A 9,405-nucleotide genomic window follows, 5' to 3' on the forward strand; every position below is an offset into this window, starting at 1 on the left:
GCGAACGGGCTGCGGTTGGCGTCACCGGCGATGACGTGCAGCCGGCGCCACACCGACGGTCGGGCGTGCGGCTCGTCGCGGGTGTTGACGATGCCGCGCCGGCGGGTGGTGTCCAGCCCGGCGGTGCGTTCGAAGAAGTCAACGCGCTGGCTGAGCTGAAAGCCGGGGTTTTCGTTGCAGGGGCCGAGGCCGACGCGTCCGGCGCCGCCGATGACGGTGCGCGTGACGAGGACGGCAGGCAGAGCCGCCTCGATGGCGTCCCACGGGGTCGAGCGGCGCAGCAGCAGGTTCTCGTGGTAGCCGTAGCTGTGGCCCTTGCCGTCGGTGTTGTTGCGGAACAGCGTGATCGGGCTGCCGTGGGCCGCGGACGCCGCCGCTGCCGCCTCCGCGGCGAGCAGATCGCCGGCGTGCTCGTAGAGGACGAGCTCGGACGCCGATCGGACCTCGGGGGTGGCGTACTCGGGGTGGCCGTGGTCGACGTAGAACCGGCCCCCGTTGCCGAGCATGCGGTGGTGGGTGTCGGGGTCGGGTGTGGTCGCGGGCACCCGCACGTGGTCGACGACGAGCTCGGCGAGCTGTCCGGTGACGCCGTACTCCATCTCCGAGCCGAGCAGGAGGGGCCAGTCGTCCATGGGGGGATTCTGGCAGGCCGCTACGCTGTGGGCGCCGAAGCGAGGGGGAAGGAGCCGCTGTGCCGCGCTGGGCGATGGGGGTGCTGGACGTCGTGTTGGTGGTCGTCTTTGCCGCGCTGGGACGTTCCTCACACGCCGAGATGGTGGACGCCGCCGGCCTCCTGCGGACCGCCGGGCCGTTCCTCGTGGGGTTGGGTAGCGGCTGGCTGGCGCTCGTCCTGATGCGGCGTCAGGGCGACAGCGTGCTGGACGGCGTGGTGCTGTGGCTGGCGGCCCTGGTTGGCGGGATGCTGGTGCGCCGACTCCTTGGGGACGGGACGGCCGTGGCGTTCGTGGTCGTGGCGGCGTCCGTGTTGGCGCTGTTCCTCATCGGCTGGCGTGGGGGCGCCGCTCTCGTCGCTCGCCGGGGGCGCTGATGGCGGGGCGGCGTTCCTGGCCTACCTTTTCAGACGGAGACATGCGTGGCACGTGTCCTGGGCCCGAAGCGTGAGATCCCTCAGGCGACGTGGATGCCCCGCGCCTCCGACTCGTCCACCGCCAGCGACGACGCCAGCACGTGCACCTGGACGCGCTCACCGCACGGGCAGAACTCCACCGTCACGCCCGGTAGCTCCCAGATGCGCCACTCGCACCGCTGGCCGTCCCGGATCGACGGGCGGCCGAACTCCGCGGACAGCGACCCCATGAGGGCCGTGGCGGCGGCCTCGCGCGCGGCGGCGTCCAGCGAACCCCACAGGAACCAGCCCACCCCGACGAGGCCAACCCGGTCGTCCCACGACCAGCACATCAGGGCATCGCCCCAGCCGGGAATGCCGACTCCCCAGCGCGGATGGTCGGGAACCTCGGCGTGCGGCACCACCCCCCACGCCTCGAACTGGCGTTGCCGTTCGCGGTCGTCCTCCGCCCAGGGGCTCTCCACCAGCCGGCGCACCGTCGATGCGACCACCGCGGGCGGCGGCGCGGACGGAGTTGAGGGCATGCCCAGCAAACTAGACGGCGCCCGCTTCCCCGTCAGTCCCCCGCGGGGGTCACACGAGCCCGGACGGACGACCGCGGCGCGGCGTCCCGGGAAGGGACACCGCGCCGCGGTGGTGTGGGGACGGCTGGAACCGCACAGACTCAGAAACCGAGCTCCTTGAGCGAGGCCCGCAGGGTCTCGGCGGAGTTCTTGAACTTCGCGTACTCCTCGTCGTTCATCGGGATGTCGAGGACGCGCTCGATGCCCCGGTTGGACACGATCGAGGTCACCGAGAGGGCCACGTCGGAGATGCCCTTGTAGTCGGTCAGCACGCTCGACAGCGGCAGGAGCCGCTGGATGGGGCTGTGCAGCACCTCGGTGAGGCGAGCGCCGGTGAGGCCGATGGCATAGTTCGTCGCGCCCTTGCCCTCGATCACCTTGTAGGCGGCGTGCATGGCCTCGTCGGCCAGGTCGTCGAGCACGTCCTGGCTGAAGAGCAGCTTGCCGTCGGCGTCGGTCCACTCGCGGATCGGGATCTGGCCGATGCGGGCCGTCGACCACACCGGGAACTCGCTGTCGCCGTGCTCGCCGAGGATGTTGGCGTGCACGTTCGACTGGTGGATGCCGCACGTGCGGGCGATGCCCCAGCGGAGGCGGGACGTGTCGAGCATGGTGCCCGTCGAGAAGACGCGGCCCGTGGGCAGGCCCGAGATCTTATGCGCGACGACCGTGAGCACGTCGCACGGATTGGTGACGAGGACGTAGATGGCGTTCGGCGACTGCTCCAGCAGCTGCGGCATGAGGCCCTTGAGGATGTTGGCGTTCACGCCCGCCAGTTCGAGCCTGGTCTGGCCCGGCTTCTGGGCGGCGCCGGCCGTGATGATCACGACGGAGCTGTCCTTGGTCACGGCGATGTCGGCGCCGCCGACGACGCTGTTGGTGGGGGTGAACTGGGTGCCGTGCAGCAGGTCGGCGGCCTCGGCCTCGACCTTCTTCTCGGCAATGTCGTACAGGGCGATCTCGCGGGCGGATCCGCGGGTCAGGGCGGCATACGCGAGGGAGGACCCCACCGCGCCCGCACCGATCACGGACAGCTTGGAAACGGACTTCGGTGCCTGTTCTGTGGTCATGCGGAAAAGGTTAGTGGGCGTACCCGCACCGCGTGCGCGCTTCGTCAGGCTCCCACAGGTATCGTCCGTCCGCCCTTGTCGGAGCCCCCTGCGAGCGTCCTCATGAACACGATCCGTTCGCCGCGGCGTCCGGACAGCCGTGCCCAGTCGTCGGGGTTGGTCGTGTTGGGGAGGTCCTCGGCGGCCACGATCTCCGCGCGCACCGCCGCGAGCACGTGCTCCCGCCGGACGCCGCGGGCCTCGCCGGCGATCTCGCCCTTGACCGCTGCCAGCCGGGCGCGCCGGCTGATGTTGGCGAGCACGGCCCCCGAGGCGAAGTCCCCGGCGTACAGCACCTCCCGGTCGCCCGAGGCGTACGTGACCTCGACGAACGCGTTCCGCTCCGATCGCTCGTAGAGCGCGGCGACGGCCGCCGACACAAGCTGGGCTCGCAGTGCCGCCGGCCCGCCCGCCGCGGACGCCTCGGCCTCGTTCCACAGCGTGTCCACTCCGAGGTGCCGCCCCAAGATCTCCTCAGCGCCCGTCTGGCTCGGCCGGTCGAGCCGGATCTTCACGTCGAGTCGCCCGGGCCGCAGGATCGCCGGATCGATGAGGTCCTCCCGGTTGGTCGCACCGATCACGATCACGTTGCGGAGCGCTTCGACGCCGTCGATCTCGGCGAGCAACTGCGGCACGATCGTCGACTCGACGTCCGAGCTCACCCCCGACCCGCGCGTGCGGAACAGCGAGTCCATCTCGTCGAAGAACACGATCACGGGGCGCCCCGCGTCGGCGATCGCCCGCGCCCGCTCGAACGTCAGCCGGATGAGCCGCTCGGTCTCGCCCACGTACTTGTTGAGCAGTTCTGGGCCCTTCACGTTGAGGAACGCCGACCCGGCGGCTGCCGCAACGGCCTTCGCGATCATCGTCTTGCCGCAGCCGGGCGGGCCGTACAGCAGGACGCCCCGCGGTGCGGTCAGCCCGTACGCCTCGAACACGTCGCGATGGAGGACGGGCAACTCCACGGCGTCCCGGATCTGGTCGATCTGCTCCGCCAGCCCGCCGATGTCGTCCCAGGTGACGTCGGGCACCTCCTCGAGGCTCAGCTCGGTCACCTGCGTCCGTTCGACCGCCTCGAGCGCGACGAGCGCCCGCCGGTCCACGAGCAGCGTGTCGCCCACCCCCGGGCCGGACGCCGCCAGCGCCCCGCCGAGCGCCACGACGAGTTCCTCGTCGTGCGGACCGCTGACGAGCGCCCGGCCGTCGCCGAGCAGCTCCCGCAGCGTCATGACCTCCCCGGACGCCCCCCGCTCGGCCACGCCCACCACGGTCATGGCCTCGTTGACGAGCAGTGTGTCCCCCACCCAGAGGGACTCCGGGTCGACGAGTTCGCCCGCGACCGGCACCCGGAGGCGGCGCCCACCCAGCCCGATGTCGACCAATCCGTCGCCGGGCAGCCCCACGACCACCGCGAACTGCTGCGGCGGCGTCGCCAGGGCGGCCAGCTGCTCGCGCAGCGCCACGATCGTCGACCGCGCCTCGCGCAGCGTCACGTTGAGCCGGTCGTTCGCCGAGGCGAGCGCCCGGGCGTCCGAGCGCGCCTCCGCGAGGCGGCGCTCGGTGCGTTCGAGAGCGTCGTCGGGGCTCATGGCGTCGCCTCGTCGACCCAGGGCGGCCGCGGGCCGACGTAGTCGGCGCCGTACGCGCCGGGAGCCGGACGCCGCCGCTTGCGGGGTGCGGTCACCCCGGGCGCCAGTCGGCGGGCGAAGATGAGGAAGCCGGTGTGGCCGCTCGTCGAGTGGCCGGGCCGGATGGCGAGCCCCTCGGCGTGCCAGTCGCGCGCCGAATACTCGCGGAGGACCGGCTCGGTGAACCCGCCGTGGGTGCGCAGCGTCTCGACGGTGCGGCCCAGCTGGGTCGCGGTGGCGATGTAGCAGGTGAGGACGCCCCCCGGCACCAGCCGCTCGGCGACGGCGTCGACGCACTCCCAGGGGGCGAGCATGTCGAGGATGGCCCGGTCGAGATCTTCGGGGCCAATGTCCACGGCGAGGTCGCCGAGACGCAGCTCCCAGGCCGGGTGGGGGCGTCCGTAGAAGTTCTCGACGTTCGTCCGGGCGACGTGGGCGAACTCCTCACGGCGCTCGTAGCTGTAGAGGTGCCCCTCGGCCCCGATCATGCGCAGCAGCGCGATGGTGAGCGCCCCGGAGCCCACACCGGCTTCCATCACGCGAGCGCCCGGGAAGATGTCGGCCTGCATGAGGATGTGGGCGGCGTCCTTGGGGTAGATGACGGCCGCCTCGCGGGGCATCGACACCATGAAGTCGTGCATGAGGGGCCGGAAGGCGAGGAACTGCGCTCCGCCGACCGATGTCACGACCGATCCCTCCGGCTGGCCGATGATCGCGGCGTGCGGGATGCCGCCCTTGGTCGTGTGGAAGGTGCCCTCGGCCCGCAGCCGGACCGAGTGGCGGCGTCCCTTGGCGTCGGACAGCGTGATGCGCTCCCCCTCGGCGAAGGGGCCGACGACGACGCCGGACAGACCTCCGGCGGTGGATTCGTTCATGCGCGGAAGCTCCACAGCCCGAGCTGCCAGCCCGGACCGAACGGGTAGCCCTGCAGGGTGACGCCGTCGCGTAGATAGAGCGTCTGGCTCGCCAGGGAGAGTGGCAGGACGGTGAGGTCCGCGGCCGCCTGCGCCTGGACCTCGGCGAGCAGCGCGGTCCGCTGGGCGGCGTCCGTCGTCGAGCGAGCCGCCTCGACGAGCTCTTGCACCTTGGCGGCGCTGCCCGGTAGCGGATCGTCGACGTAGGGCTGCAGCCAGCCGAAGGCCGTGTTCACCCAGGCCGACCGCTCGCTGAGCAACAGGTCGGCCTCCGGTGTGTCGGGGGTCAACTGCACGGACATGCCCGCGTAGGACTCGAGCCGGTCGCGCACCATGCCGGCCACGTCGCGCTGGTCGGGCACGGCGCTGTCGTAGCTGAGCGTGAGGCGCAGCCGTTGGCCGGGGATCTGCGGCACCTCGGGGTTGCCGCCGACCGCGAAGGACGCCGACGCGTCGGTCACGGCGGGCGGGACGAGCGAGGCGAGGCTGCGGTCGGGCTGGAGAGCGAGGGCCACCGCCGAGCGGATGGTCGGGTCACCGCGCCACGCTGAGGCAGGGTTGAAGACGAGTCGCTGGACCCGGCTGTCGGCCAGCTCGACGGGCGTGTAGACGACCTCCGGCGCCGGGGTGGCTCGCGCCTCTGCGGCCACACGCTGGCGGGCGGCCGTCGTCAGGCTGCGCCACACCGCGGACGCCGACCCGTCGGCCATCGCCGCCTCGGCCGCCGCCGAATCGGCGACGAAGCTGAGTTCGATCGCGTCGATCTCGCCGGTCAGGCCGCCCTTGTAGTCGGTGAACCGGTCGAAGACCAGGTGATCGTCGGCGGTGGTGACGAGCTGGTAGGGACCCGATCCGATCGCCTGACCCTCGTTCGGCCGCACCGCGTCGGGGTCGTAGAGCTCCTCGTCGACGATGCCCGCCGCGGGCGTCGCCAGCGCGTAGCCGAACTGGCTGTCCTCCCACTTGAGCACGAAGTCGACGGTCCTGTCGTCGACCACGTCGACCCGCTCCAGCGCGTCGAACAGGCGGATCGAGCTGTGCGGCACGCTGAGGCGGTAGGCGCGCTCGATGCTGAACTTCACGTCGGAGCTCGTCAGGGCGTGTCCGTTGTGGAACACGAGACCGGCGGGCAGCTCGCACCGATAGATGGTGGGCGAGGTGTAGAGGCAGTCGGTGGCGAGGTCGGGCTTGGGTGTCGGGTCGTCGGGGTGGACCAGCATGAGCCTGCTGAACACGTTGAGCGCGACGATGGCGTCCGCGCTGGTGGTGGCCGCGGCCGGGTCGAACGTCGCGGGCTTCTCGGTCGTCACGATCCGGAAGGTGGTGTCGGGAGTCGGCAAGTCCGTGGTCGGGGTGGGCGCCGGGGCCGGCGTCTGCACGCAGCCGGTGAGGGTGAGGACCGCGACGAGCACAGCGGCCAGGCTACGCATGGGCCAGCTCCCGCCAGAGCTCGGACGCCGCCGCGAGCGTCAACCCGGAGAGCGTCGGGATCACCCGCCGGCGCGGGCCGTCGGTGAGCGGCTGCTCGAACGGGACGCCGAGCGTGGGCATGCCCGCGTTCTCGGCCGACAGGGTGCCGGGAACCGAATCCTCGAGCACGAGGCAGTCGATCGGGGCGACGCCGAGGCGGGACGCCGCGGTCAGGTAGGGCTCCGGGTGCGGCTTGCCGTTCTTCACCTGGTCGCCGCCGATGACCAGGTCGAAGCTGTGCGCGGGCAGCTGGGCGGTGATCGCCTCGAGGATCGAGGTGTACGACGCGCTCACCAGCGCGCAGGCGATGCCCGCCGCGCGCACCTCGGCGAGGAGCTCGGTGGCGCCTGGGCGGAAACCGACCCCCGTGGCGAGCATGTCGGCCAGGGCGTGGTCAGCGAGAATATGGGCGTACTCGGCGGCGTCCAGGTCCTCACGACCGGCCCACGCCAGCAACTGCGCGGCCGAGTCGACGAGCGCCGAACCGACGAGCTGCCGGTTCTGCTCCGGCGTGATCGCGCTGCCCAACTCGGCCATGAGGCGTCGCTCGGCGTTGTGCCAGTTCGGCTCGGAATCGGCGAGCGTACCGTCGAAGTCCCACAGGAACGCCGCGGGGCGGGTGCGGTCAGCGGGCATTGAAGTACTTCGCCTCCGGGTGGTGGACGACCAGCGCGTCGGTGGACTGCTCGGGGTGCAACTGCAGTTCCTCGGACAGTTCGACGCCGATCCGCTCGGGTTCGAGCAAGGCCACCAGCTTGGCACGATCCCCGAGGTCGGGGCACGCAGGGTAACCGAAGCTGTAGCGGGACCCCCGGTAGGCCTGGTCGCGGATCATGGCCTCCACGTCGGTGTCGGACGCCCCCAGCCCGAGGTCGGCCCGCACGCGCGCGTGCCACCGCTCGGCGAGAGCCTCGGTCAGCTGGACGCTCAGCCCGTGCAGTTCGAGGTAGTCGCGGTAGGAGTTCTCGGCGAAGAGCCGCGCCGTCTCCTCCGCCACCCGGCTGCCCATCGTGACGAGCTGGAACGCGATCACGTCGGGGCCCGCTTCGGCCGCCTCACCGGCGTCGCGGAAGAAATCGGCCAGGCAGAGCCGGCGATCGCGGTTCTGCCGCGGGAACGTGAACCGGGTGAGCTCGGCGCCACCGCCCGCGGGGTCGTGGATCACGAGATCGTTGCCCTCGCTGTGGCAGGGCCAGTAGCCGTACACCACGGCGAACTCGCCGAGCCGGTCGGTCTGGATGCGGTCGAGCCAGCGGCGCAGGCGAGGGATGCCCTCCGCCTCGACCAGCTCGTCGTAGGACGCCCCCTCCCGGCTGCCGCGCAAACCCCACTGGCCCATGAAGGTGGCCCGGTGGTCGAGCCATTCCGCCACCTCCGCCAACTTGATGCCCTTCACGACCCGGCTGCCCCAGAACGGCGGCGCCGGCACGTCGATGCCCCGGGCGACGTCGGAGCGGACGGAGACATCGGGTGCGCCGTCGGCGGCCGCTGGGCGGGTGCCGACAGGTTCGCCCCCCTGCGGGCGTGTGCGGACGCGCCGCTCCCGGGGAGCGGGCAGGGCGGTGGCGTCGCCGCGCTTGACGGCCATGACGGCGTCCATGAGGGACAGTCCTTCGAACGCGTCGCGCGCGTAGCGGACCTCACCGGAGAACCTCTGGTTCAGATCCTGCTCGACGTAGGCACGCGTGAGCGCCGCGCCGCCCAACAGCACCGGCGTCTGGACGAGTCCCCGCGCCTGGAGTTCGGCCAGGTTGTCGCGCATCACAACCGTCGATTTCACCAGGAGCCCCGACATGCCGATCGCGTCGGCGTTGTGCGCCAGCGCGGCCTCGATGATGGTCCCCACCGGCTGCTTGATGCCGAGGTTCACCACCGTGTAGCCGTTGTTGGTGAGGATGATGTCGACGAGGTTCTTCCCGATGTCGTGGACATCGCCCTTCACGGTGGCGAGCACGATGGTGCCCTTGCCGGCGGCGTCCGTCTTCTCCATGTGGGGCTCGAGGTGGGCGACCGACTTCTTCATCACCTCGGCGGAGGCGAGCACGAACGGCAGTTGCATCTGGCCCGAGCCGAACAGTTCCCCGACGGTCTTCATGCCGGCCAGCAGGTCGTCGTTGACGATCGCGAGCGCGGGCTTGGTGGCCAGCGCCTCGTCCAGGTCGTCACCGAGGCCCTTGTCGTCGGCGTCCACGATGCGGCGCTGCAGACGCTCGGCGAGCGGAAGGGCGGCCAGCTCGGCCGCACGCGCCTCCTTGGCGCCGCTCGTCGTGACTCCCTCGAACAGTTCCAGGAACCGGGCGAGCGGGTCGTAGCCCTCTGCGCGCCGGTCGTACACCATGTCGAGCGCCACGCGGCGCTGCTCCTCGGGGATGCGGGCCATGGGCACGATGCGGGACGGGTGCACGATGGCCGAGGTGAGGCCGGCTTCGACGCACTCGTGCAGGAACACCGAGTTGAGCACCACGCGGGCGGCCGGGTTGAGCCCGAAGCTCACGTTGGAGACGCCCAGCGTGGTCTGGACGTCGGGGTAGCGGCGGCGGATCTCGCGGATCGCCTCGATCGTCTCGATGGCGTCGCGGCGGGTCTCCTCCTGGCCGGTTGCGATGGGGAACGTGAGGCAGTCGACGATGATGT

The 9,405-nt window shown here is 71.5% G+C and carries 9 protein-coding genes; 1 reads left to right on the top strand and 8 read right to left on the bottom strand.

Features of this window, described 5'->3' with window-relative positions:
- Positions 1-632: proteasome accessory factor PafA2 family protein (locus Q1K57_RS00160; protein WP_300077430.1), on the bottom strand; the 632-nt coding region annotated here is incomplete at its 3' end.
- 59 nt (positions 633-691) lie between these two features.
- Between Q1K57_RS00160 and Q1K57_RS00165 the strand changes: the two genes are divergently transcribed.
- Entirely contained in the window at positions 692-1,048 is a 357-nt protein-coding gene (locus Q1K57_RS00165; protein ID WP_300077433.1) for a DUF3054 domain-containing protein, read from the top strand.
- An 80-nt stretch (positions 1,049-1,128) separates the two neighbouring features.
- On the opposite strand, the gene Q1K57_RS00170 is transcribed toward Q1K57_RS00165, so the two are convergent.
- The 7 genes from Q1K57_RS00170 to Q1K57_RS00200 all read right to left on the bottom strand — a co-directional run.
- The gene (locus tag Q1K57_RS00170) at positions 1,129-1,611 is read right to left on the bottom strand and encodes a hypothetical protein (RefSeq protein WP_300077435.1); all 483 of its coding nucleotides are present in this window, start codon (positions 1,609-1,611) and stop codon (positions 1,129-1,131) included.
- Positions 1,612-1,751: 140 nt separating this feature from the next.
- Positions 1,752-2,720, bottom strand: coding sequence for an L-lactate dehydrogenase (locus Q1K57_RS00175; RefSeq protein WP_300077438.1), 969 nt, complete (start codon positions 2,718-2,720; stop codon positions 1,752-1,754).
- A gap of 44 nt (positions 2,721-2,764) precedes the next feature.
- Positions 2,765-4,348, bottom strand: coding sequence for a proteasome ATPase (gene arc / locus Q1K57_RS00180; protein ID WP_300077441.1), 1,584 nt, complete (start codon positions 4,346-4,348; stop codon positions 2,765-2,767).
- A complete protein-coding gene (locus tag Q1K57_RS00185) occupies positions 4,345-5,277 on the bottom strand; it encodes a tRNA (adenine-N1)-methyltransferase (protein WP_300077444.1) in 933 nt (310 codons plus the stop codon). The genes arc and Q1K57_RS00185 overlap by 4 nt, the downstream gene beginning before the upstream one ends.
- Positions 5,259-6,713: an ABC transporter substrate-binding protein gene (locus Q1K57_RS00190; protein ID WP_300077447.1), complete on the bottom strand. Its 1,455-nt coding sequence runs from the start codon at positions 6,711-6,713 to the stop codon at positions 5,259-5,261. The genes Q1K57_RS00185 and Q1K57_RS00190 overlap by 19 nt, the downstream gene beginning before the upstream one ends.
- Positions 6,714-6,723: 10 nt before the next feature.
- Positions 6,724-7,407 (bottom strand): HAD family phosphatase, encoded by a 684-nt coding sequence (locus Q1K57_RS00195; RefSeq protein WP_300077450.1) that lies wholly within the window; start codon positions 7,405-7,407, stop codon positions 6,724-6,726.
- Positions 7,397-9,405 (bottom strand): vitamin B12 dependent-methionine synthase activation domain-containing protein (locus tag Q1K57_RS00200; RefSeq protein ID WP_300077453.1); only part of this gene is annotated, 2,009 nt, incomplete at its 5' end. The genes Q1K57_RS00200 and Q1K57_RS00195, both read right to left, overlap by 11 nt.

The sequence above is a fragment of the Propioniciclava sp. genome, assembly GCF_029977985.1.
In the GTDB taxonomy this organism is placed as follows: domain Bacteria; phylum Actinomycetota; class Actinomycetes; order Propionibacteriales; family Propionibacteriaceae; genus Propioniciclava.

Coding starts and splice junctions, on each gene's coding strand:
- Q1K57_RS00170 (WP_300077435.1), bottom strand. CDS start 1,611: ATGCCCTCAACTCCGTCCGCGCCGCCGCCCGCGGTGGTCGCATCGACG.
- Q1K57_RS00175 (WP_300077438.1), bottom strand. CDS start 2,720: ATGACCACAGAACAGGCACCGAAGTCCGTTTCCAAGCTGTCCGTGATC.
- arc (WP_300077441.1), bottom strand. CDS start 4,348: ATGAGCCCCGACGACGCTCTCGAACGCACCGAGCGCCGCCTCGCGGAG.
- Q1K57_RS00195 (WP_300077450.1), bottom strand. CDS start 7,407: ATGCCCGCTGACCGCACCCGCCCCGCGGCGTTCCTGTGGGACTTCGAC.